20 protein-coding genes are annotated in these 22,172 nt (G+C 67.6%); 10 read left to right on the forward strand and 10 right to left on the reverse strand.

The genetic code is table 11. The features are described from left to right. Window positions 1-51: 51 nt before the first annotated feature. From metE to aceA, 3 genes are all read right to left on the reverse strand, one after another. Window positions 52-2,379, reverse strand: a complete 2,328-nt coding sequence (gene metE / locus K7711_RS04080; protein ID WP_222964951.1) for a 5-methyltetrahydropteroyltriglutamate--homocysteine S-methyltransferase — start codon at window positions 2,377-2,379, stop codon at window positions 52-54. Window positions 2,380-2,616: 237 nt separating this feature from the next. Continuing rightward, on the reverse strand, window positions 2,617-3,486 hold the full coding sequence (locus K7711_RS04085; RefSeq protein WP_308014449.1) for a 3-hydroxybutyryl-CoA dehydrogenase: 870 nt from the start codon (window positions 3,484-3,486) through the stop codon (window positions 2,617-2,619). 330 nt (window positions 3,487-3,816) lie between these two features. Then, window positions 3,817-5,109 carry an isocitrate lyase gene (aceA, locus tag K7711_RS04090; RefSeq protein ID WP_222964956.1) on the reverse strand — a complete coding sequence of 431 codons (1,293 nt, stop codon included), beginning with the start codon at window positions 5,107-5,109 and terminating at the stop codon, window positions 3,817-3,819. Window positions 5,110-5,623: 514 nt separating this feature from the next. Here aceA and K7711_RS04095 point away from each other — a divergent pair. The 4 genes from K7711_RS04095 to K7711_RS04110 all read left to right on the forward strand — a co-directional run bounded on the left by K7711_RS04095 (window position 5,624) and on the right by K7711_RS04110 (window position 9,111). Next, window positions 5,624-6,757: an alpha/beta hydrolase family protein gene (locus K7711_RS04095; RefSeq protein WP_222964958.1), complete on the forward strand. Its 1,134-nt coding sequence runs from the start codon at window positions 5,624-5,626 to the stop codon at window positions 6,755-6,757. Between the two features lie 97 nt (window positions 6,758-6,854). Next, complete coding sequence (locus K7711_RS04100; protein WP_222964960.1) at window positions 6,855-7,406, forward strand: hypothetical protein; 552 nt, start codon at window positions 6,855-6,857, stop codon at window positions 7,404-7,406. Window positions 7,407-7,475: 69 nt separating this feature from the next. Further along, window positions 7,476-8,096: a nucleotidyltransferase family protein gene (locus tag K7711_RS04105; RefSeq protein ID WP_222964962.1), complete on the forward strand. Its 621-nt coding sequence runs from the start codon at window positions 7,476-7,478 to the stop codon at window positions 8,094-8,096. A gap of 13 nt (window positions 8,097-8,109) precedes the next feature. Continuing rightward, complete coding sequence (locus tag K7711_RS04110) at window positions 8,110-9,111, forward strand: XdhC family protein (protein WP_222964964.1); 1,002 nt, start codon at window positions 8,110-8,112, stop codon at window positions 9,109-9,111. A 3-nt stretch (window positions 9,112-9,114) separates the two neighbouring features. On the opposite strand, the gene K7711_RS04115 is transcribed toward K7711_RS04110, so the two are convergent. Next, window positions 9,115-9,504 (reverse strand): hypothetical protein, encoded by a 390-nt coding sequence (locus K7711_RS04115; RefSeq protein ID WP_222964966.1) that lies wholly within the window; start codon window positions 9,502-9,504, stop codon window positions 9,115-9,117. 188 nt (window positions 9,505-9,692) lie between these two features. Between K7711_RS04115 and K7711_RS04120 the strand changes: the two genes are divergently transcribed. After that, on the forward strand, window positions 9,693-10,466 hold the full coding sequence (locus K7711_RS04120) for a COG4705 family protein (RefSeq protein ID WP_308014451.1): 774 nt from the start codon (window positions 9,693-9,695) through the stop codon (window positions 10,464-10,466). Here the strand turns inward: K7711_RS04120 and K7711_RS04125 are convergent. The 5 genes from K7711_RS04125 to K7711_RS04145 form a co-directional block, all read right to left on the reverse strand. Beyond that, complete coding sequence (locus K7711_RS04125) at window positions 10,463-11,287, reverse strand: class II fructose-bisphosphate aldolase (protein WP_222964968.1); 825 nt, start codon at window positions 11,285-11,287, stop codon at window positions 10,463-10,465. The two genes, K7711_RS04120 and K7711_RS04125, sit on opposite strands and share 4 nt — an antisense overlap. 46 nt (window positions 11,288-11,333) lie before the next feature. Continuing rightward, window positions 11,334-12,284 carry a hexose kinase gene (locus K7711_RS04130; RefSeq protein ID WP_308014453.1) on the reverse strand — a complete coding sequence of 317 codons (951 nt, stop codon included), beginning with the start codon at window positions 12,282-12,284 and terminating at the stop codon, window positions 11,334-11,336. Between the two features lie 5 nt (window positions 12,285-12,289). Beyond that, window positions 12,290-13,441, reverse strand: coding sequence for an N-acetylglucosamine-6-phosphate deacetylase (gene nagA / locus K7711_RS04135; RefSeq protein ID WP_308014454.1), 1,152 nt, complete (start codon window positions 13,439-13,441; stop codon window positions 12,290-12,292). Between the two features lie 127 nt (window positions 13,442-13,568). Further along, window positions 13,569-14,495, reverse strand: a complete 927-nt coding sequence (locus tag K7711_RS04140; protein WP_222964972.1) for an ROK family protein — start codon at window positions 14,493-14,495, stop codon at window positions 13,569-13,571. A gap of 10 nt (window positions 14,496-14,505) precedes the next feature. After that, entirely contained in the window at window positions 14,506-15,432 is a 927-nt protein-coding gene (locus tag K7711_RS04145) for an SIS domain-containing protein (protein WP_308014455.1), read from the reverse strand. A gap of 153 nt (window positions 15,433-15,585) precedes the next feature. On the opposite strand from K7711_RS04145, the gene K7711_RS04150 reads away from it, so the two are divergent. The 5 genes from K7711_RS04150 to K7711_RS04170 are packed head-to-tail and all read left to right on the forward strand — an operon-like array spanning window position 15,586 to window position 19,934. After that, window positions 15,586-16,830 carry an extracellular solute-binding protein gene (locus tag K7711_RS04150; protein WP_222964976.1) on the forward strand — a complete coding sequence of 415 codons (1,245 nt, stop codon included), beginning with the start codon at window positions 15,586-15,588 and terminating at the stop codon, window positions 16,828-16,830. Next, window positions 16,827-17,738 carry a carbohydrate ABC transporter permease gene (locus K7711_RS04155; protein ID WP_235746547.1) on the forward strand — a complete coding sequence of 304 codons (912 nt, stop codon included), beginning with the start codon at window positions 16,827-16,829 and terminating at the stop codon, window positions 17,736-17,738. Before K7711_RS04150 ends, K7711_RS04155 begins: the two co-directional genes overlap by 4 nt. Further along, complete coding sequence (locus tag K7711_RS04160) at window positions 17,735-18,646, forward strand: carbohydrate ABC transporter permease (RefSeq protein WP_222964979.1); 912 nt, start codon at window positions 17,735-17,737, stop codon at window positions 18,644-18,646. The genes K7711_RS04155 and K7711_RS04160 overlap by 4 nt, the downstream gene beginning before the upstream one ends. After that, window positions 18,643-19,434 carry a DeoR/GlpR family DNA-binding transcription regulator gene (locus K7711_RS04165; RefSeq protein ID WP_222964981.1) on the forward strand — a complete coding sequence of 264 codons (792 nt, stop codon included), beginning with the start codon at window positions 18,643-18,645 and terminating at the stop codon, window positions 19,432-19,434. Before K7711_RS04160 ends, K7711_RS04165 begins: the two co-directional genes overlap by 4 nt. A 56-nt stretch (window positions 19,435-19,490) precedes the next feature. Continuing rightward, window positions 19,491-19,934 (forward strand): DUF4254 domain-containing protein, encoded by a 444-nt coding sequence (locus K7711_RS04170; protein WP_040828245.1) that lies wholly within the window; start codon window positions 19,491-19,493, stop codon window positions 19,932-19,934. Window positions 19,935-20,540: 606 nt separating this feature from the next. Here the strand turns inward: K7711_RS04170 and K7711_RS04175 are convergent. Then, window positions 20,541-22,082, reverse strand: a complete 1,542-nt coding sequence (locus K7711_RS04175; RefSeq protein ID WP_222964983.1) for an ATP-dependent DNA ligase — start codon at window positions 22,080-22,082, stop codon at window positions 20,541-20,543. Between the last annotated feature and the right edge of the window lie 90 nt (window positions 22,083-22,172).

Here is a 22,172-nt window from a genome sequence, read left to right on the forward strand (position 1 = left end):
GTCGGTAGGGCGCGTCCGCCACCGGATCGGGCGGTGGCGAACGCGTGACGCTCAGTCCTGGGATTCCGCGCGGCGGCGCACTCGGCGGGCGGCCGCGACCATATTGCGCAGGGCGGGCTCGAGTTGCCAGTGGTGGCGGGTCTTGAGGCCGCCGTCCGGATTCGCCCAGAGGCGTCCGGGAGTGAGGGCCGTCGCGGCGGCGGTGAGGAGTTCGTCCAGTTCGTCGATGTCGGGGATGCGGGCCGAACGGCTCTCGTACACACCGGGTCCCACGCCGTGGGACAGGCCGTGGCCCTCCTCGGTGTCATCGGCGAGCGCCTTGAGCACCCATTCGATCGACCGGGTCGCGACGATGGCCGTGACGTCCGCGTCCAGTTCCTCGATCGCCCGGACGATCTCGGCGCGGCCGGAATAGGCGATGTGCGTGTGGATCTGGGTCTGCGCCCGCACGCCCGAGGTCGCCAGCCGGAACGCGTTCACCGCCCAGCGCAGGTACTCCCGGCTCTGCGTGCCCGCGCGCAGCGGCAGCAGTTCCCGGATGGACGGCTCGTCGACCTGGATGATCGACACGCCCGCCTTCTCCAGATCGGCCAGCTCGTCCCGAATGGCAAGGGCCACTTGGTCCGCGGTCTCGTAGAGCGGCTGATCCTGCCGCACGAACGACCGCGCGACCATCGTGACCGGGCCCGTCACAATGCCTTTCACCGGTTTGTCGGTGAGCGACTGGGCATAGGTGGTCCACTCCACCGACATCGGCTTCGGCCGCGCGACGTCGCCGTACAGCACCGGCGGACGCACACAACGGGAACCGTAGACCTGCACCCAGCCGAAATGCGTTGTGGCGAAACCGTCGAGCAGTTCGGCGAAGTACTGGATCATGTCGTTGCGCTCGTGCTCGCCGTGCACCAGCACGTCCAGGCCGATGTCCTCCTGCAACCGGATGGTCGACTCGATCTCCGATTCGATCCGCTTGCGGTACTCGTCGTAGGACAGTTTGCCCTCGCCGAGGTCGTAGCGCGCCTGGCGCGCCGAATCGGTCTGCGGGAACGAACCCAGCGTCGTCGAGGGCACCAGCGGCAGATTCAGCTTCTCGCGCTGGGCATCTCGGCGCACCTCGTACGGCTCGCGCTCGCGCATCTCCGGGGTGATCGCGTAAACCCGTTGCCGCACAGCATGTTTCTGCTTGAAATGCACTTCACGAGGACGCCCCTGCCACTTCGCAGCCTCGCCTCCCGCAAGCCCGCCCCCGCCTTCAGTAAGCGCCTTCGCCAGCGAAACGACCTCCAGCACTTTCTGTTTCGCGAAGGCCAGCCGATCCGCGACCGGACCGTCGATATCGTATTCGACCAGCAGATCGTAGGGCACGTGCAGCAGCGTGGTCCCGGTGGACACCACCAGATCCGGGCACACCTGGGCCAGGGCGCTGAGGTAGTCCAGCGTCACGCGACGATCCGCGCGCCACACATTGGTCCCGCCGATGACGCCCGCGTACAGCCGCTTGCGCTTGATCCCGGGAATCTTCGCCAGTTCCTCGGGCCGCACCCGATGGCTGGCCAGATCCAGGCCGATCGCCTCCACCTGGGTCTGCGCCAGGATCGCGGTCGCCTCGCCGAAATCGCCGTACTGGCCGGTGACCAGGATGCGCGGACGCAGCGGCGCGGTGGACAGCCGCTGATAGGCCGTCAGGAACGCGGCCAGCTCGGCCGGGCTGCGATCACTGGTGAAGCACGGCTCGTCCAGCTGCACACAGGTCGATCCGCGCTTGGCGAGAATCTCGAACAGTTCCTCGTACACCGGCAGCAGCTCGTCCAGCAGGCTCAGCCGATCGAATTCGGTCTCACCCGGCACCTGCCCGGCCTTGGACAGCAGCAGCAGCGACAGCGGACCCAGCACCACCGGACGCAGTTCGATACCGCGCGCCATCGCCCGATCGAACTCGTCGAGCAGGGCCTCGGGATGCAGGGAGAACCGGGTGTCGGCATCGAGTTCGGGCTGGCGGTAGTGGTAGTTGGTGCCGAAGAAACGCACCAGCTCGAGCGGCGGCAGATCCGGCCGCCCGCGCGCCATCAGGAAGTAGAAGTCCAAGGGGTGCAGGTCTTCTCGATACGGCTCGAACCGCTTGGGCACCGCGCCGAACAGCAGCGCGTTGTCCAGGACGTGGTCGTAGAAGGAGAAGGTGTTCCCCGGAACCTGGGTCAGACCCGCGGCGGCCAGCTCACCGAGCTGCGACTCCTGGATCTCCCGCCCTACCGCCAGCAGACTTTCCCGGGAGAGACTCCCGTGCCAGTAGGACTCCAGGGCGCGCTTGAGTTCCCGGTGCGGCCCGATCCTCGGATACCCGAGAATGCTCGACCCGAAGCCGTCGGTGACATTGACCATGAGCTGGACTCCTCTCCGAGCTGCGGTCCCCGCGACCTGATTGCAGCTTACGGCTGGTGAAGCAGAATGCCGACGCGCTCGGCGTCGACGAGAAAGTCGAAGAGATGAAATTTTCCGGCCACCGTCTCAACCCGCGCGCAGCGAGTTCCACCGGCGGCCGATCGCGCTCGCTGAGCACTCCGAAGACGAGTGCTCAGCGGCAGCGTCGAAACCATGAATCCTCCGGAGAGGGGATGATCAAGCCTTGTACTGGTAGAAACCGGCGCCGGACTTCTTGCCGAGCAGACCCGCCTCGACCATGCGCATCAGCAGCGGCGGGGCCGAGTACAGCGGCTCCTTGAACTCGGCGTACATCGAGTCCGCGATGGACTTCACCGTGTCCAGCCCGACCAGGTCGGTCAGGGCCAGCGGGCCCATCGGGTGGGCACAGCCCAGCACCATGGCCTTGTCGACGTCTTCCTTTGTGGCGAAACCGGATTCGACCATGCGGATGGACGAGAGCAGGTACGGCACCAGCAGCGCGTTCACCACGAAACCGGAGCGGTCGGCCGAGCGGACGACCTGCTTGCCGAGCACCTCGGAAGCGAAGGACTCCGCGCGTTCGGCGACGGCGGCGCTGGTCTTGAGCGTGGTCACCAACTCGACCAGCGGCAGCACCGGCACCGGATTGAAGAAGTGCATGCCGACCACCCGCTCGGGCTGAGTGGTGGCCACCGCGATCTTCATGATCGGGATCGAGGAGGTGTTGGACGCCAGCACCGCATCGGGATCGGTGACGACCTTGTCGAGCTCGGCGAAGATCGAGGTCTTGACCTCCTCGCTCTCCAGCACGGCCTCCACGACCAGCTGACGATCCGCGAAATCGCCGAGGTCCGAGGTGAACCGCAGCCGCCAGGCCGCCTGCTCACGCTCCCGCTCGGTGATCTTGCCGCTGCTCACGCCACGATCCAGCGACCGCAGGATGCGGGCGCGGCCCGCAGCGGCGAGCTCGCGGGTCTGTTCGAACACGAGCACGTCGACATGCGCCCGCGCGCACACCTCCGCGATTCCCGCGCCCATCTGTCCGGCGCCGATAACACCAACGCGTTGAATCTTTTCGCTGCTCACGTCTGTTCCGCCTCTCCGCGATTTTTGCGGGCACCTGAGTGCCCACTCAGTCATGCATCCGTTGTTGCGTCGGGTGCCGAACCAGTTCTGGGCGTCCCCGGTGAGTTACCCATGTTCTTACGAAATCAGTTGTCGCGTACCGAAGTGTGGTTGCAACGTCGCCGGTGATTGATGCTTTTAGGTGAAAACCCTTCCCGCCGGGGCTGTTCGGTCGGGAAGGGCTGGTGGGCACTCGTTGCAGGAGTGCCCGTGTCGGGTGGTGGAAACCGGCGGCGAAAGTTTCGCCGCCGGTTCATATCACCGCCGCCCCGGAAGGGGCGACCGGGCAACTCAGTGGAACTGGCCCTCTTCGGTGGAGCCCTTCAGCGCCGCCGTCGAGGTGTTGGGGTCCACGGTGGTGGCGATGGTGTCGAAGTAGCCGGCGCCGACCTCACGCTGGTGCTTCACGGCGGTGAAGCCACGCTCGGCGGCGGCCTTGAACTCGCGCTCCTGCAGGTCGACGAAGGCGGTCATGCCCTCGCGGGCGTAGCCGTAGGCCAGGTCGAACGCGGCGTAGTTGAGCGAGTGGAAGCCCGCCAGGGTGATGAACTGGAACTTGAAGCCCATCGCCGCGAGCTCCTTCTGGAACTTCGCGATGGTGGCGTCGTCCAGGTGCGCCTTCCAGTTGAACGACGGCGAGCAGTTGTAGGCCAGCAGCTGGTCGGGGAACTCCGACCTGACGCCCTCGGCGAACTTCCGCGCGACCTCGAGGTCCGGGATACCGGTCTCCATCCAGATCAGGTCGGAGTACGGGGCGTAGGCCTTGGCACGCGCGATGCAGGGCTCGATGCCGTTCTTGACGTGGTAGAAGCCCTCGGAGGTGCGCTCACCGGTGATGAACGGACGGTCGCGCTCGTCGACGTCCGAGGTGATCAGGGTGGCGGCCTCGGCATCGGTGCGGGCGATGACGACGGTCGGGGTGTCGGCGACATCAGCCGCGAGCCGGGCAGAGGTAAGAGTGCGGATGTGCTGCTGGGTGGGGATCAGCACCTTGCCACCGAGGTGGCCGCACTTCTTCTCCGACGCCAGCTGGTCCTCCCAGTGGGTACCGGCGGCACCCGCGGCGATCATGGCCTTCTGCAGCTCGTAGACGTTCAGCGCGCCACCGAAGCCGGCCTCACCGTCGGCGACGATCGGCACGACCCAGTTGTCGACCGAGGTGTCGCCCTCGACCTTGGCGATCTCGTCGGCGCGCAGCAGCGCGTTGTTGATGCGGCGCACGACCGACGGCACCGAGTTGGCGGGGTACAGCGACTGGTCGGGGTAGGTGTGCCCGGACAGGTTCGCGTCACCGGCGACCTGCCAGCCGGACAGGTAGATGGCACGCAGGCCGGCACGCACGGCCTGGACGGCCTGGTTACCGGTCAGAGCGCCGAGCGAGTGGATGTAGTCGCCCTCGGTGTTCACACCCTCCCAGAGGATCTCGGCGCCACGGCGCGCGAGCGTGTGCTCTTCGACGACGCTGCCCTGCAGCTTCACGACCTGATCGGCCGAGTACTCGCGGGTGATGCCCTTCCAGCGGGGGTTGGTGTCCCAGTCCTTCTGGATCTCCGCAGCGGTTTTCGGGGTGCCGGTGGTCGACATCTCTGACTCCACTTCATAGTTCGGGTCGGGGTGCCCCATGTGCGGACTTCGTCGGGTTCCGACTGCACGGTGGCGGTCGGGGCCCTGCGATGTCCGAACACTGCTGGAGCGGCAATTTGCAGGCTTGCTATGCCCATCGGGTGTACTTCCACACGATGGCACACCAGAAAAGTGCCGTCTACCTGTTGCTAATGTAAATCTGGGCTAGCTTTCACCACCCATTTGCTAACTCTGCGAAATTTGCGCGCGAATTGCGGAGTCGTAATCTACCCGCGGGTAGTTCTGACATGCAGATTTACGTAACGCCCGTACTGTTACCGTGACCCCTACCACCGACCGAATCGCGACACCCGGATTGCCGACTGTGACGACCTTCACAAGATCTCGGACCACCGATCGTGGCCGCGATCACTGACGGCGATCACATCCGGTGTCACGGCACGCTCCGGCCGGATCGGACTGCAAGACTGACCCAGCCGAATACACCGCCCGAATCCACCAGCCGAGGAGCACGATGCGGAAACTCTCGATCGCCGCCGTTCTGGCCGTCGCCGCGGCAACCGCCCTGCTGCAGCAGCCGCTCGCCCAGGCCGCACCCGTCGCGGGCGGCTTCGAATCGGTCCAGCCGCTGTCCGCCGCGGCGACACTGCCCGGTTCGGTGAATTCCCAGCGGTTCTTCTACGGCACCACCACCGTCGGTGACGCGCCGACCACGGCCAGCGCGGCGGTCTACTTCCCGCCGGGTGCGCCGCCGGCCGGGGGCTGGCCGGTCATCGCCTGGGCGCACGGCACCGTCGGCATCGGCGACGACTGCGCGTACAGCGTCGCCGGACCCGCCGCGGTCGAGCGCGACTGGTCCTATCTGGGCACCTGGCTCGAGCAGGGCTATGCGATCGTCGCCGCCGACTACGCCGGACTCGGCTCACCGGGCGAACATCCGTATCTGGACGGCCGAGTCGAGGCGCACAACGTCGTGGACGCGGTCCGCGCGGCGAGCAGTCACTACGGGACGCTCGCGCGCAAGTGGGTCGTCGTCGGACAGTCGCAGGGTGCGGGCGCGGCGGTCTCCACCGCCCGGTACGCGACCGCCTTCGGACCGGGCCTGGACTATCGCGGCGCGGTCGCCACCGGAACACCCGCCTACATCGAGGATGTCCTGACTCTGCTGGGTCCCGGCGTCCCGCCGATCAAGCTCAGCGGCGACACCACCGCCTACGCGCTCTACATCCTCAACGGCCTGCGCACCGCGCATCCGGAACTGAACATCGCCTCCTACCTGACCCCCGAGGGCCGCTACTGGGTCGATCGCGCCCGCACCGAATGCCTCGGCCCGCTCGGCACAGCTCTGACCTCGCAAAAAGTCGTCGGCGGCAATCTGTTCTCCCGCCCCCTGGCCGATATCCCCGACTTCCACGGCCTGCTGCACAACTACCTCGGCCTGCCCGAGACCGGTTACGACCGACCGCTGTTCATGGGTCAGGGTCTGTTGGACACCGATGTGATCACCCCGGAAACCCTCCGCTTCGCCGCCGTGCTCACCGCCAACCGCCAGCCCCTCACCTTCCGCACCTACCCCACCGACCACAGCGGCACGGTCCTGGCCTCCCAGCCCGATTCGATCCCGTTCGTGCGCAACCTCTTCGCCTGATCGACGGCCGCTTTCAGCGGCACGTCACGCCAGATCGTTCATGTACGCTTGGTATTCACATTACTTACTCTTTACCAAAGTGGATATCGAGGCGGCCATGACGCGATCAGCAACTCACCCCCGACCCGCGACGACGAACACCAGAGCACTCACCCTGTCGGCCATCACCGCTCTGGCAACGGGCGGCCTCGCACTCGCGACCGGGACCGCGGAGGCCGAAGAGCGTCTCCCCGGATCCCGATATACGAGCTGCCTGTGGGCCGGTACCGCCCACGAGCGGGGCGCGAGCGTTCACGCGGGCGGGTGGACCTTCCGGTGCGGCGCCGACAACCGCGGCGCGGCGAGCTGGTCGCGCACCGCCCGGACGACCCTGCCCAGCACGGTCGCCAATCCGGGCGCGCACGCCGACCCCACCGATTCGTTCAGTCCCGGCGCGCGTCAGCCGGGTACCAGCTATACCGACCACTGCGTGGGCAACCAGCTCATCGAGGGCACCGACGACGTATTCGCGGCCGTCGCCCACCACGACGGCCGCGTCTACTGGAAGGCGGTCTCCCCCATCACCGACTGGACCTTCCATCCGGTCGAGACCCGCCCGGAACCGACCTGGCGCTCCAGCGGCAACTGCTCCGACGGCAGCCTCATCTGAGCCCGGACCCCGCGCCCCGGTTGTTTTCAGGGGCGGCGAAGGCCGTTCGGCGCGGTTACTCTCGGCGGAGTGGAAAAAGGACGCTGCGACGGGATTCTGCTCGCCGCGGGGGCGGGCACTCGGTACGGGCGGCCGAAGGCACTCGCCGAGCACGGCGCGTGGTTACGGGGTGCGGTGGACGCGCTGCTTAAGGGGGGATGTGTGCAGGTGCACGTGGTACTGGGCGCGACGGGTCCGGCCCGTCGCGACCCGGACGGGCGGTGGCTGGTGTACGACTCGCCGGAGATCCCCATACCCGAAGGCGCGCAACCGGTTTGGGCGGCGGATTGGGCCGTGGGAGTGGCCGCGTCGCTGCGCGCCGGACTCACCGCCGTGGCGAGTGCGGTGGATCCCGCCGAGTACGCGGCGATCATGCCGGTCGACACTCCGGACGTCGGCGCGGACGTCGTGGCCCGGGTACTCGCCGCCGCGCGCAACGCGCCGAGCGGATTGGCGCGCGCGGCTTTCCACGGGCAGCCCGGTCATCCGGTTGTGCTATATCACAAGCACTGGGCAGCGGTGATCGATACCGCACAAGGAAATTCCGGAGCCAGGGAGTTTCTGGACAAAAGACCGGATATTGTGGCCGTCACGTGTGACGATCTGGCTACGGGACGTGACCACGACTATCCGCCCACTCGCGCACGCTGATCGGGAGCTTGTGATGCGCGACATCGTCGATGATCTACTGCGGGTGTGGCACTCCGGGCGTATCGGTGCCATGGCCACCCTGGTCCGGACATTCGGTCCCACTCCCATGCCGATCGGTTCGGCGATGCTCGTCGATCCCGACGGACGCGTCTTCGGTTCGGTCTCCGACGGATGCTACGAGAGCGCCATCTACGACGCGGCGATCCACTCGGCTCGCTCCGGCCGCAAGGAATTACAGCGTTTCGATCCGAGCACCGGTATGGACAGCGCGGACTGCGGCACCATCGACGTCTTCGTGGAACCGTTCTCCCGCGACGACTTTCCCGAATTCCAAGCTGTCGCACAGGATCTCGCCGGATTCAAGCCGGTCACCGTGTTCACGGTCGTGTGGCATTCGGATCCGACGGTGATCGGCCAGCATCTGGTGACCGATCGGCGGCACAACACCGAACTGGTCGCACTGCCCGAATCGGATGTGTTCTGCTGCTCGTACGCCGCCGCGCCGCGCCTGATCGTCTTCGGCGCCAACGCATTCGCCGCCGCGCTGTGCGTGCAGGGCAAACTGCTGGGCTACCGCGTCACGGTCTGCGACGCCCGTCAGCGATTCGCCGCCGAGCAGTCCTTCCCGGGTGCGGAGGTGATCGTCGACTGGCCGCACCGCTACCTCGAGTCACAGGCGGCCGCCGGGTTGATCGACTACCGCACGGCGCTGGTGACGGTCACCCAGGATCCGAAATTCGAGATCCCGCTGCTCACCACAGCACTGCGGCTGCCCGAATTCGGCTATCTCGGCGCACTCGGCACGGGCCCCGCGCACAGTCAGCGCCTGGAGGCCCTGTACTCGGGCGGTTTCGACACCGAATCCCTCAGCCGCCTGTACACCCCCGCGGGCCTGGACCTGGGCGCGAGCACCCCGATGGAGACGGCCGTCGCCATCGCCGCCGAACTCCTGGCCGTGCGCGCCCGCACCCCGTCGCATCACACCGGCCCCTTTCCCGCGCTGACCACGCCCTGAGCGTCACTCGCCCGCGAACCACGCCCGCGCCGAACGCCGGAACAACAGCACGACCAGCACGATCGCGCTCGCCGGTCCCAGCCATCCGGGCGGACGCCCGGCCGGAATCGACGGCACGGTCCACAGCATGTTCAATACGGCCAGCAACACCGCCGTGACCCGAATTCCGTCGCCGACCGCCCCGAACGCCAGCGCCAGCAACCCCAGCAGCCAGCTCGGCACGAACAGCAACGCGGTGATCCCCGCCGACCGCGCCCCGAACAGCCACCCCGCCGAGGCCACGCACACCAGCCCGATCACCGCCATCGCCCACGCCAGCAGCCGCGCGACCCGCACGGTCCCCGGCATCCGGGCGGCCTCGAACTCCTCTGCCTCAACCCCCTTGTCGGACATCATCTCTCCCATCCAGCAGGATCGATTCTCAGCACAGCGAACTCGAGGCGAACCCTACCGCCGGACCGGGCCGACATCCCGGCGGCACGCCACCGGCCCGCACACCCGAACACGGGAACCACGAACCTGGGAACGCCGCCCAGGTCGCTCACAGTGAAATCTCAGCGCTGCTCGGGCACCGTGCGGACGTGACGAATCCTGTGCCAGTTGCCATTTCGCCCGCGCGTGCGCTCGCGACCAAAGTTCCCGAGATCACCGCATCGTTCTGGGTGATCAAGGTGCTCTCCACGGGAATGGGTGAGACCTTCTCCGATTTCCTGGTCTCACAGCTACCGCCGGAGCTCGCCGTGGGCGGCGCGGGGGTGGCGCTGATCGTCGCCCTGGTCGCGCAATTCCGCAGTCGGCGTTATGTGGCGTGGATCTACTGGACCGCCGTGGTGATGGTCAGCATCTTCGGCACGATGGTGGCCGACATAGTGGATTTCAAGCTCGGCGTTCCGCTACCGGTCACGACGATCGCCTTCCTCGTGCTGCTGGGGGCGGTCTTCGGGCTCTGGTACGCCTGCGAGAAGACGCTGTCCGTGCACAGCATCACCACCCGGCGACGGGAGGCGTTCTACTGGGCGACGGTGATGATCACCTTCGCGCTCGGCACCGCGGCCGGGGATCTGACCGCGGGCAAGATGCACCTCGGCTATCTCCCCTCGACGGTGCTGTTCGCGGTGGTCATCGCGATTCCGGCGATCGCGCACCGCTGGGCCGGACTCGGCGCGATCCCGGCGTTCTGGGCGTCCTATGTCGTGACTCGGCCGCTGGGCGCGTCGGCCACCGACTGGCTGGCCGCCGACCGTTCGGACGGACTGCGCCTGGGCACCGGATGGGTGAGCCTGGCCGTGACGATCCCGATGGTCGCGCTGATCGCCGTGGTCGCACTGCGCCCCGACCCTCAGCAGGTCGACTAACCGAGCACGCGCAGCAGGTGTTCGATCTCCTGCTGCACGGCACGGCGTCCGGGTCCGAGGTACCGGCGCGGATCGGACAGTGATGCGTCGGCGGTGAGTTCCGCGCGAACCGACTGCGCCAGAACGATATTCAGCCGGGTCGCGATATTGATCTTGCGCATGCCCGAGTGCACCGCCGAATGCAGCCCGGTGTCGGGCACCCCCGAGGAACCGTGCAGTACGAGGGGCACCGGCACCTTCGCGGCCAGCCGGGCGATGAGATCGTCGTCCAGAACCGCGTCGCGGGTCTGCATGGCATGCGAGGACCCCACCGCGACGGCCAGCGCGTCCACGCCGGTGGCCGCGACGAATTCGACCGCCTCGTCCGGATCGGTGCGCACACCCGGCGCATGCGCACCGTCCTTACCGCCCACCTCACCCAGTTCGGCCTCGGCGAAGACCTCGCGCTCCCGGCACCAGGACGCGATTTCCGCTGTGCTGCGGACATTCTCGTCGTAGTCCAGGCGCGACCCGTCGTACATGACCGATCGCACGCCGACCTCCACTGCCGCACGGATCAATTCGTGCGAGGTGGCGTGATCCAGATGCACCGCGAGCGCGGCCGTGCTGTCCGCGGCGATCTGCAGGCACGCGCGCGCCAGCGGCCGCAGCCCACCGTGATACCGCGCGGTGTTCTCCGAGATCTGCAGGATGGCAGGACGTTTCGCCGCCTCGGCGGCAGCCGCGATGGCCTCGGCATGTTCCAGGGCGATCACGTTGAACGCCCCGAGCCCACCCGGTTCGGCGGCGGTGAGCAACTCCGGCACGGGAATCAGGGTCATGCGGCAACCTCCTGCGATGCGACCCCCGATACGAAGACGACGAGTTTCACGAAGCGGTCCCCCCGGACACGACCTCGACCTCGGTGACGACGACGTCCGGCGCGAGCCGCTCGCGCAACGCCCGATCGATCTCCCCGGCGACCGGAATCACCACGGCCGCAGCAGAAGTCGCGACCGCATCGGCCACGAGCGCGGCCCAGTCCGGTTCGGGAGCGGCGGCGAGTGCGGCGATGACGGCGGCGGCCGCGGCATCACCCGCGCCGGTGGGATTGCCCGCCATCGGTTCCGGCGACACCGCCGACCAGGCCCCCGACGCGGTGACCGCGACCATGCCCCGCGCACCGCGAGTGGCGACCACCGCGCGCACCCCGCGCTCGATCAGTGGCCGCACCGCGGCCACCACCTCCTGCGCGGTATCCGCCGACGCCCCGGTCAGCCGCTCGAGTTCGTCGCGATTGGGCATCAGGACGACGCCGGGCACCTCCGCGGCCAGCTCCAACGCCCGCCCGTCCACATCGCAGATCGTGGGCACCCCGGCCGCGAGCGCCGTGCGCGCCAGCTCGGCCGGAACTCCGTCGGCCACCCCGCCCGGCAGCGATCCGGACACCACCATCCCCCCGGAATCGTTCAGCATGCCCGCGACCCGGACCTTCAGTTGATCGACCGCATACGGTTCGTTCAGCCGCGCGCCCGGCTCCCACAGCGAGGTGGCCGTCCCGTCGCCGGATTCGCTGATCACCACGGTGCGCCGGATCCACGGCAGCGCGTGCACGAAATCCACCGGCAGCTCGAGCTCGGCGGTCGCGGAGAACATGTGATCGGCGAAACCGGTTGCCCGCGAATACTTTCCCAGCTGATTGAGCACGCGTGAGACGTTGATCCCCTTACCGCCGATGCGCTGCTCGACCGACAGCACACGATGCTCCCGGCCCCGCTCGAAACGCTCCACACGATAGGTCATGTCGTAGGCGGGGTTCATGGTCACGGTCAGGATCACGTCAACTACCTTCCTCGTCGCAGGGTTCGACGCAACCCCATGTCCTCGTCGAGTACCAGGATGTCCGCGTATCGTCCGGCCGCGAGATCACCGACGTCGTCCAGCCCCACCGCCTCGGCCGGCGTGCGGGTCGCGGCGCGCACCGCATCGGGCAGGGCGACGCCGCATTCGCGTACCGCCCAGCGCAGGCAGTCCAGCAGCGTCGACGTGCCACCGGCGATCGACCCGCTCGCGACCCGCGCCACCCCGCCGCTGACCCGCACCGCCTGCGGGCCGAGCCGGTACTCCCCGTCGGGCAGTCCGGCCGCCTGCATCGCATCGGTGATCAACGCCACACGCTCGGGCGCGGTCGCGAAGGCCAGTGCGCCGAATCCGGCGTCGACGTGCACGCCGTCCCCGATCAACTCCACCACCACATCGCCGTGCGCCGCGGCCACCAGCGAGGCGGCGACGGGGCCCGGCGCGCGGTGGTGCAGCGCCGGCATACCGTTCGCCAGGTGAGTAACGAGCGTTCCGAATCCATTGGGCGACAAGGCATTCCGAAACTCGTCGAACTGCGCGTCGCTATGCCCCAGCGCGACGACGACCCCGGCGGCGACGAGCCGCTCGACCGCCGCACGGAATCCGGCACGCTCCGGGGCGATGGTCATCACCCGCAGCCATCCGCCTCCGGCCGCGAGCAGCCGATCGATCAGGGCCGGATCCGGATCCCGCAGATATCTCGGATCCTGCGCGCCGCAGCGCACCTCCGACAGAAACGGCCCCTCGGCGTGCACGCCCGCGATCACCCCCGCGGCGGCCAGCTCGCTCAGCATCGCGGTCTGGGCGACCATCTCCTCCGGCGGGGCCGTGACGATCCCGGCCAATACGGTCGTGGTGCCGTTACGCAGGTGGTATTCCGCCGCAGCGCGCGCCTCGTCCGGATCGGTCGTATCGAACCGATGCCCGAATCCGCCGTGATTGTGGATGTCGACCAGGCCCGGAATCACCGTCCCGGCGAAGGGTGGCGGCGAGATGTCCGGATGTGCGGCAGACCAGGACGCGAAGGATTCCACCGCGACGATCCGCTCGTCCCGGAACGTGACAACGCCGTCGTCGAACGAATTCGACGCCGCGACGATCCGGCCCCGCAGCCGGGTCTGCGGCTCTCGGTTCACACCATCACCTCGTCCATCACGCGCCCGCGCACCACCTGCGTCGATGCCCGCGCTCGAACCGTACCCGCCCGGACTCCCCGTGCCGCAACCATTCGGCAATTTCGACCAGGACTGTTGCGGCGGTGGTTCAATCCAACGTGCCCGAGCGGGCATATCGGGCGGCACCGACCAGCCCGGCGCGCGCGCCGAACTCCCCCAGCACCACCCGCGGCACGGGGGCCACCCGCAGTAGTTCGGTCAGCCGATCCTGCAGCGCACCGGTCAGCACGGCACCCGCGCGGGCCAGACCGCCGCCCAGCACGACCAGTTCCGGACAGGTCGCGTGGATGACGCCGAACAATCCCTCGGCGAGGGCGTCGATCGCGTCCGCGACCACCGCGCGCGCATCCGGATCGCTGTCCAGAACCGCGAAAACTGTTTCGGCTCCGGCTGTTTCATGTCCGGTACGAGCGGTGTAGGCACGGGCGATGGCCGCACCCGAGGCCACCGTCTCCACACACCCGACATTCCCGCACGGGCAGCGCAGCCCGTCCCGATGACGCACCGGAATATGCCCGTACTCCCCGGCCTGACCGGCCGCACCGCGCACCAGCCGCCCGCCGACCGACAGGGTTCCGCTGATTCCCGTCCCCAGAATCAGGACGCACACGTCGTCACAGCCGCGACCCGCGCCGTATCGCCATTCGGCCCAGCCCGCCACCGCGACATCGTGTTCGATCAGCACCGGCATATCCCAGCGATCGGTGAATCGACTGCCCACCTTCACATCCCGCCACCCGACATTACTGCTGAACACGGCCAGCGAACGCTCCGGATCCACGATGCCGGGCAGGATGACCGCGGCTCGCATCACTCGATCACGTTGTCCGGCAGGTAGTTCCGCGAGCAACCGGTCGCCCAGCGCGCCCACGGCATCGAAGGCCGCCGCACCGGGCGGCGTCGCGACTGTTCCGCTGCTGAGCACTTCGCCTGCGCCATCGGTGATTTCGGCCTTGATCGTCGTCCCGCCGACGTCCACGGCCAGGACCGGATCCGCCGGGGCGGGAGTGCGCACCACTGACCCGTCAGCCCAGGATCACCGAACGGTTCAGGCTGCGCGGGTGATCGGGATCCAGCCCCAGATCGGCCGCGCGCACCTGGCACAGCCGGTGCACGCGCACCAGATCGGCCATCGGATCGATATCGCGATGTTCGAAATGCGCACCGGTGGCCGCGACGTCCTGCGCCAGACCGGACGGCACCGGCCCGAACGCCCACACCGCGCGCCCCGGCGCGGCGATGCTGACCGGACCGTGCCGCCATTCGGTGGCCAGATATCCCTCGGTCCAGGACTGACAGGATTCGCGCAGTTTCAGCCCGGCCTCGTCGGCGACGGCCGCCGCGAAACCCATTCCGACGAAACTGATCTGCTCGGCCGAGCGCACCGCGGCCAGCGATTCGGCGAGATCCTCGGCGAGCACCTCGCGCGCCTGCGCGATCACCGGTGCGAGATCCTCGCCCAGATGCCACCGCAGCATCGCCAGCGCCGTGGTGGCGAAACGGGTCTGCACCACCGACTGCTCGTCCACATCGGCGATCAGGATCGGATCGGCCAGCTCGAGCACGGGCGTGCCCGGACTCGAGCAGATCACCGCGCGCGGCACGCCGTCGGGCAGGGCGCGCATCGCCTCGAGCACCTCGGTCGTGGTGCCCGAACGGCAGATCACCAGGTAGCGGTCGTACTCCCGGCTGCGCACCTGACCGGCGGGCCAGGCGTCGGTGAGTCCCTGCCCGGCGGATTCACGCAGCGCGGCGATCGCCCGCGACATGAAATACGAGGTGCCGCAACCGATCACGGCCACTCGCTCACCCGGCTGCGGCAGCAGCGCGGCATGGTCGGCGGCGGTCCGCGCGGCGCGCGTCCAGTCGTCGGGCTGGGTGACCACCTCGGCGGCCAGATGGGTCTCGGGAAGCGGCGGAATCGGGGCGTTTCGATCGGCGGAGGTCGGCACGCCACCAGAATCGCCCCGATGATCGTTCATGTCAACTTTACATTCGAAACGGTCACATTCGATCACCGAGTGGGCTAGATTCGGACCAATCGACCCGTTCGCTTCATCATCCGCGTTCGTCCCGCCGGGTGTGCAGCATTGAAAGGTTCTCTCGTGAAACGTCCACTCCGCGGCGCGTTGTCCGCGCTCGCGCTGGCCACCGGCCTGGCGCTGACCGTCTCGTCCTGTGGGTTCGGCGGAGGTAAATCCAACTCCGACGATCCCAATACGATCACCTTCCTGGCGCCGATCTACAGCGACGGCACGAAGGCCGAATGGGATTCGATCATCGCCGATTTCGAGAAGCAGAACCCGGGCATCAAGGTCGACCTGCAGATGGAGTCGTGGAAGCAGATCCCCGACGTGGTCCGCACCGACCTGCAATCCGAGTCCAGCACGCCCGATCTGCTCAACATCGACGCCTACTCCACCTACGCCTCGGACGGAAAGCTCTACCCCGCAAGCGATATCGCCGACGCGCCGGTACTGGGCGATCTGCAGCACAGCTTCGTCGAGAACGCCTCGATGAACGGTACCCAGTGGGCCCTGCCGCTGTTCGCCTCCACGCGCACACTGTTCTACAACACCGACCTGTTCGCGAAGGCGGGTATCGCCGCGCCCCCGAAGACCTGGGCCGAGCTGACCGACGACGCGAAGAAGATCCAGGCCCTCGGCGGCGGCATCTCCGGCTACGGCCTGCCCCTGGGCCAGGAGGAGACCCAGGCCGAGACGTCGCTGTGGACGTTCGGCGCGGGCGGCAACTGGTCCGACGGTAACAACCTCACCATCGACACCCCGCAGAACCTCGAGGGCGTCCAGGCGATCAAGGCGATCGCCGATGCCGGTGCGACACAACCGAATCCGGGCGCGACCGATCGCACCCCGCTGATCAACGTCTTCATCCAGGGCAAGATCGGCATGATCGAGGGCCTGCCGCCGGTGATCAACATGATCCAGCAGAAGAACCCGGGCCTGAAGTACGCCACCGCGCCGACCCCGACGAAGGACGGCGCGCCGGTCACCCTCGGCGTCGCCGATCATCTGATGGCCTTCAAGAAGAAGGTCGACAAGCGTCCGGCGATCAAGAAGTTCCTGGACTTCTTCTACCAGTCGAAGAACTACGCCACGTTCGTCAAGGCCGAGCACTTCATCCCCGTGACCACCAGCGGCGCGCAGGCCATGGCCGATGATCCGGTCGTGAAGGCGTTCGGCGCAACGCTTCCGGTGGCCAAGTTCTACCCGAGCAACAACCCGAAGTGGGCCAAGGTGGAGGGCGCGATGAAGCAGCAGCTGGGCACCGTCACCCAGGGCGCCGATCCCGCGACGGTGCTGAAAGCCATTCAGCAGGCGGCGAGTTGACCAGCGCCCCGGCGGCATCCACGCCGCGCCGATCCATGGCAACGCTGCGTGCGTTGCCGTGGATCGGCCCGGCACTGGTGCTGATCGCCGCGATCGTGGCGTTCCCCGCCGCCTACATGATCTGGACCTCCACCCGCAAGCTCACCTCGTACGGGCAGGATCTGGGCCCGGCGGGAACGGCCAACTACCGCAGGCTGTTCGGGATCAGCGCGCTGGGCAGCGTGCTGGGGCACACGGTCGTGTGGGTGGTCGCGGTCGTGCTGATCACGCTGGTGCTGTCCGCGGCGCTGGCGCAATTCCTGAACAAGGAGTTCCCGGGCCGCACCGCGGTCCGGCTGGCGGTGCTGGTGCCGTGGGCGGCCTCGGTCGTGATGACCACGACGGTCTTCGCGTACATGCTCGATCCGGACGTCGGGATCGCCAACCGCTTCCTGGTCGACATCGGGGTGCTGCACCGGGGATTCGGCTTCACCAAACAGGCGGGGCCGGCCTTCCTGGTCGCGATCGGGGTCGCGGTGTTCGTATCGATCCCGTTCACCACCTACACCATTCTCGCCGGGCTGCAATCGATTCCGGCCGAGCTGGGTGAGGCGGGCCGGGTGGACGGCGCGGGCGCGTGGCAGCGGTACCGCTACCTGACGCTGCCGCAGTTGCGTCCGGCGATCGCGGTCGCGGCGATCATCAACATCATCAACGTGTTCAACTCGCTGCCCATCCTGCAGGTGCTGACCGGCAGTATCGCCGGATTCGGCGCGGACACCACGACGACGTTGACCTTCAAACTGATTCAGCAGAATCAGGAGCTGAACACCGCCGCCGCGCTGAGCGTGCTGAACTTCGCGCTGATCGCGGTGATCATCGTGATCTACATGAAACTGATCCGTCCGGCCGGGGAGGAAGCGCGATGACCGCACAATCACCGGCCGCGACGACGGGATTCGATTCCCCCGAATCCGCTGCCGCGCAATCTGTTTCGACCACCAGGACGAAACGCCCGCGACGGCGCTGGGATCTCACCGTCGTCGGCATCGTTATCGCCGTGATCTTCCTGATCCCGTACATCGTGATGGTGCTCGGCTCGCTCAAGCCGCGGTCGGAGATCCTGCACATCCCGCCGAGTTATCTGCCGCACCAGTGGAGTCCGGGCAACTACGGCAGTATGTGGCACACACCGGAAACTCCGCTGCCGTTCAACATGGTCAGCACCATCGTGATCTCGGTGTGCGCCACGGTGATCGTGCTGCTGGTGGCGATCCCCGCCGGGTATTACACTGCGCGACGGCGCTTTCCGGGCAAGCTCGCCTTCCTCGGCCTGGTCCTGGTCACCCAGATGCTGCAACCCGTGGTCCTGGTGACGGGCCTGATCCGGGAGTTCTTCGCGCTCGGCATCAACGACACCTGGCTGGCGATGATCCTGGTCAACGCCGCGTTCAATCTGTCCTTCGCGGTGTGGATCCTGCACAGTTTCTTCGCCTCGGTGCCGGTGGAGATCGAGGAGGCCGCGCAACTGGACGGGCTCAACCGAATGCAGACCCTGACCCGGGTGAGCCTGCCGCTGGTGTGGCCGGGCATCGTCACCGCGACCATCTTCGCCTTCGTCTCCTGCTGGAACGAATTCGCCGCCAGCCTGGTCATTCTCACCACGCCGGAGAACCAGCCGCTGTCGGTGGCGCTGACCAAGTTCATCGGGCAGTACGACACGGCTTGGCAGTACGTGTTCGCCGTCTCTACTGTCGGCGTGGTGCCCGTCGTCATCCTGTTCGCGTTCATCGAGAAGCGCTTGGTCGCGGGTCTGACCGCGGGAAGCGTGAAATGACCGCCGCGGCAGACCGTTCCCAGCGCTGGAATCGATTGCTGGAGTTGCTGTCCGAGTCCGGGCGGCTGACGGTGGAGGAGGCGGCGGCGATCCTCTCGGTCTCCCCCGCCACCATCCGCCGCGACTTCACCTCGCTGGCCGATCAGCAGCTGGCCACCCGCACGCACGGCGGCATCGTGGCGACCTCGGTCGCCTACGATCTGCCCGCGCGCTATCGCGGCAACGGCGACGAGCCCAAACAGCGCGTCGCGGAATATGCTGCGGCGCTGGTCAATCCGAGCGAGGTGGTGGGCCTCAACGGCGGCACCACCACCACGGCGGTGGCCCGCGCCCTGGCCGGTCGCCCGGATCTGCCGACCTCGGCGGACAATCCGATGACCATCGTCACCAACGCGCTGAACATCGCGGGCGAACTGGTCCTGCGTCCGCACCTGCGCACCATCTGCATCGGCGGCCAGGCCCGGCGGGAATCCTACGAATTGCACGGTCCGCTGGCCGAGCGTGCCATGGCCCAATTGCATTTGGACACCTTGATTCTCGGCGTCAACGCCATCACCGCCGTGGGCGGTGCCCAGGGTCGCCACCTGGACGAGTCCGGTATCAACGCGGAAATGGTGCGTCGCGCCGACCGCGTCGTCGTCGTGGCCACCGCCGAGAAACTCGAAACCACCGCCCTGGCCCGCATCTGCCCCATCGAGGACATCGACATCCTGGTCATCGATACCGCGGCGGACCCCGACGCCATCACCGCGATCCGCGAGGCAGGCGTCCGCGTCGACCTGGTCTGACCACGTCCCACCTTCCGTTGCTATTCGGAAATATTTGGCGGGCAATATAAACCGGCGTGGAACCACTCCCACCCAAGAACCTGCTGCTGGACGCCTGCCGGGGTCTGCCGCACGGGGAAAACCTCGTGCTGCAGTCCGCGTGCCGGCTGGCCGAGTTGCACGAACAGCGACTCGATGCGAGTCCCGGGGTCGCCGCCGATATCGATCGGCGCAGAGCGCACCTGGTGCACGAGATCGATCGCTGGGTCGCGCGGGAGCTACCCCATGCCCATCGCGGTGTGCGATTGCACACCGAGACGGTGGGCACCGTGGTCGACCGGCTGGCGCAGTTCTCGGCGCTGGCCTACCTGACCCTGACCACCGCACCGGAATGGGTGATCAGCGATGCCTGGCGACGCCTGAGTCAACTGGCCGTGGCCTACGACGATCTGGCGGCGGAGGTCGTCGCGGGACGCTGCCGGCTACCGGATCTGAGCGACCATCACGAATACGAGCCCTAGGTGAGGTAGCGCCCTCGAAGGTGCCACGATGCGATACCGAAAAGTTGCTGCCGGCGCCGCGGCCAAGGTTCAACGGCGCCGGCAGCGGGAAAATGGTCTGTCCCCCACCAGTGATTGTGCCTGCGAGCAGCGGCGGCGACCAGGGCTTTCACCTGAGAAGACACTGATAAGTTTGCCGAGAGATGGCCGGGGGCGCCGAACGGCGGCGCTGGCGAGGGTGTGCAGCGCCGCCGATGGCTGGGATGACGGATCAGGGCAGTTGATCCGCGCCGGTCGAACCCGACAACTACTGATCCTGCGCCTACTACCTCGAGAACGACCGCGAGAAATCTGTGAATAAACTGGCAATCAATACCCGCAGCTAGAACCACTATTCTCAGCTATGGCCACACCCCATCTCGCCTGACTCCCGGGCCCAGAACAACACCCCTCGCACCTCGTTCAAGCACCTCTGGTCAACGCCAACCTGTTCGCGGCCCGTCTCGCCGGTCGGACGCGTGGCGGGTGCGAGGAACGAGTGCCCGACACGGGGCCGACCGGTGAGACCCAGGGGGCCGCGAACCCGCCGGAGCGAAGCGGAGGCCGAAGACACAGCGGAGGCCAAAGTTACAGCAGGGCTCGTATCGCATCCATGGTGTCGGCGTCGGCGGGCTCCTTGTCGGGGCGGTACCGCACCACCCGGGCGAAACGCAGTGCCGCGCCGCCCGGGTAGCGGGAACTGACCTGCACCCCATCCAGGGCGATCTCCACCACCAGCTCGGGCCGCAGGTAGACGGTGTGTTCATCGCGGGTGCGCTCGTGCCGGGGGAATTCCTCGGTCTGCCAGCGCAGCAGCGCATCGGTGAGGCCCTTGAAGGTCTTGCCGACCATGACCGGCTCGCCACCGTCGGGGTCGCGCGCACCCAGATGCAGATTGGACAGGTATCCGGTGCGGCGGCCGTATCCCCATTCCGCACCCAGCACGATCAGGTCCAGCGTGTGCGTGGGTTTGATCTTCTGCCAGGCGCGGCCACGTCGTCCGGCGGCGTAGGGCGCGGCGAGCGATTTGATCACGATCCCCTCGTGCCCGGCGGCCAGGGCGGCGTCGAAGTAGTCGGCGGCCGCCTCGGCGTCCGGCCGGACAACTGCCGGAATGCTGTGCGCAGCAGCTACTTTCGACAACATCTCGCGACGCTCGGACAACGGCGCATCGAGCAGATCCACACCGTCCAGGTGCAGGCAGTCGAAGAAATAGGGATGCAGCAGCAGATCACGCGTCGAGGTGATCGGCTGCCCAGCGACGGTCGGCGCGGCATCCGAGGTCGCGAATCTGCTCATCGTCTGCTGGAATGGCCGCGGTCGACCCGAATCGTCCAATGCCAGCGTCTCACCATCGAGAACGACACTGTCACAGGGCAATTCGGTGACCAACCGAACCAGCTCGGGCACCCCGGCGGTGATATCGCGCAATGTCCTGGTGAACACCCACACCTGGGATCCGCTGCGATGCACCTGAATTCGCGCGCCGTCCAGCTTGTACTCGACGCTCACCTCGCCGTCGAACTCGGCCATCGCTCCGTCGAGCGTCGCGCCGGGCGAGGCGAGCATGGGCCGGATCGGCCGCCCGACCTCGAGGCCGAACTCCGCGAGCGCGGCCGCACCCCCGGTCATGGCCGCCATCGCGGTCACCGGCAGCCGCCCGGACAGCATGTACGCCCGGCGCACCTGCTCCACCGGCACCTCGGCCGCTTTCGCCACCGCTTCCGCGACGAGTGCGGCCAGTGCTCCCTGACGCAGCTCACCGGTCAGCAGCCGCACCAGAAACTCGCGCTCGGGCTCGGTGGCCGCACCCAACAGCGAGGTCAGCAGTTCCTGGCGACGGGTCGAGGATCCCTTGCCCGCGGCCCCCGCCAACTCGTCCAGAGCGCGCTCCACCTCGACGACCGTCAGCGCCGATTCCGCGGCCGGGGCGGCCTCGATCGTGGACAGCGTGCGCCAGCCCGCACCGATCCGCCCCTGCGTCGGCTCACCCGAAACCCAGGCGACGACCGGGGCCAGCTCGTCATCGCCCGCCCGGACGAGCAGCTCGGCCAGGGTGGTGATCTTGAGTTTGCGCGAGGAAGTCGCCCGCACCGTCTGCGAGGCTTCCACGACATCCGAGAGCAACACGAGTCCGACCGTAACCCGGGGCTGTGACATATAGCTCAGCGGTTTTGTTAATCAACTATTGGCAACGCTGCGAAGGCTTCCTAAACTGGA

This window comes from Nocardia coffeae (assembly GCF_019890715.1).
Classification (GTDB): domain Bacteria; phylum Actinomycetota; class Actinomycetes; order Mycobacteriales; family Mycobacteriaceae; genus Nocardia; species Nocardia jiangxiensis.